Raw genomic sequence first — 1,643 nt, 5'->3', positions numbered from 1 at the left:
CCGCCGCGATGCGAGCCGGCTCCACCAAGCATGGGGGCGGCCACGGCTCATCAGAGCCGGGGCCATAGGTTCTCCCGGCGCATCTGACGGGCTATCAATCCCGGTGACGCGCCGCATAGTCATTCTCCGAAGGCACCTGCGCCGGGATAATCCCGCTCGATCGAGACAAATCCGCTGCCGGCCAGTCTCCGGTTGGCGATCGCCTCGCCTTCGGCAAGAACCGAAGCGAAGTCGATGTCGCCACCCTCGGCCACGATATCGCGGACGTAGTCGTAGCCTGCCTCCCACGCAACGGGGATGGGGCCGGGATAGACCGTGCGAGACAGTGTGTCTGCGGCAATTGCCGCCGCAACGACCGGGTTTTCCTGGACCTTGGGATCATCCAGCAGGCTTCGCCGGGTCGGTACGCCACCGGTCTCCAACACGTGCTGGAGCACCAGGTCTTCCGACGCGATGACGAACTTCACGAAGTCCAGCGCGACGGCCTTCTCGTCGTCGGGGCTGGCGGCACTGACGGCGAAGCTGTTTTCGACGTTGTTGCGCCCCAGCGCCGGGGCATCTGGTGCGGCCGGGGTCAGGAACCATCCCCAATCGACGTCCGAGTTGCCGTTCAACCAGCCACCGACCCAGTTATAGGCATAACCCATCGAGATCCTGCCCTGAGCCATGCCGTCCCAGTTCGCGTCGGCGATCAATGGGGAACATACGCCGTCTTCTCCGTAGAGATCAGCCATGAAAGCCAGGTTGTCCTGCGCGGCCGGTGTGTTCATCGCAGCGCTGACGCCATCTTCTGAGAAGTTCCAGGCCCCGGACTGGTAGTTGAGATCAGCGATCAGATCACGAAACACACCTTGGTAGCAGAACCCTGCGCGGGTCATCTGGCCGTCTGCGTTGCGCTGGGTCAGTCGCTCGGCCACGGTTCGAAGCTCTTCCCAGGTCGAGGGTATGTCGTTCTCGGTCAAGCCCGCCTCGGCCCAGTGCGCCTTGTTGTAGAAGACCCCGCCGTGCACGACGGACATGTTCATGAACAGCACATCTCCGTCGATCAAGTTCGACCCGGCGAGGGCATAGTCGGTCGCCAGAGCCTCTGGGTCGATCGGCCAGGGCTCGAGAAGATTGGCAAGGCCGGCAGCCCAGCCGTTGTGCATTCCGATGATATCGGGCCCGTCGTCATTGCGAAGCGCGACGGGAAGTTTATTCCAGTAGTCGCCCCAAGGCTGGTTCTGAATGTTGATGGTGACGTTGGGATGGCGCGCCGTATACGCGTCGACCCAGTCTTGTTGGAACGACCAGCCATATGGCGTCCAGTATTCAAGCGTGATTGCTTCGCCGTTGTTCACGACGTCCGTATCGTAGACGATTCCCTGCGCAAGAACGCCGGACCCCATGCCGACTACCGCGACTGATCCCAGCAGCGCGGCCCGGACAGCAGGTGTCCATCGATCCCGTTCAAATCGGCTCATTTTCCTCTCCTCCCGAAGTATGTCACGTTTTGACAACGTTGTCATAACGCGATTCGGACAAAATTCAATCCAAATCTTGGGGTCAGGCCGAGTTTCGTCTGACCAACCGTACGGGAACGATCCAAGGGTGTTGCACAGTCCCTTGCCCGGCGTTCGCGCCGGACAGGGCCAGCTCGACAG

General features: G+C 61.5%; 1 protein-coding gene. It reads right to left on the bottom strand.

Features of this window, described 5'->3' with window-relative positions:
• Nucleotides 1–119: 119 nt before the first annotated feature.
• The gene (locus EP376_RS22615; RefSeq protein ID WP_164745063.1) at nt 120–1,463 is read right to left on the bottom strand and encodes an extracellular solute-binding protein; all 1,344 of its coding nucleotides are present in this window, start codon (nt 1,461–1,463) and stop codon (nt 120–122) included.
• Nucleotides 1,464–1,643 lie beyond the last annotated feature (180 nt).

This window comes from Alexandriicola marinus (assembly GCF_004000435.1).
GTDB lineage: Bacteria > Pseudomonadota > Alphaproteobacteria > Rhodobacterales > Rhodobacteraceae > Alexandriicola > Alexandriicola marinus.
Note: the sequence above shows the minus strand (reverse complement) of the source record. Positions and strands in the feature narration are given on the sequence as shown.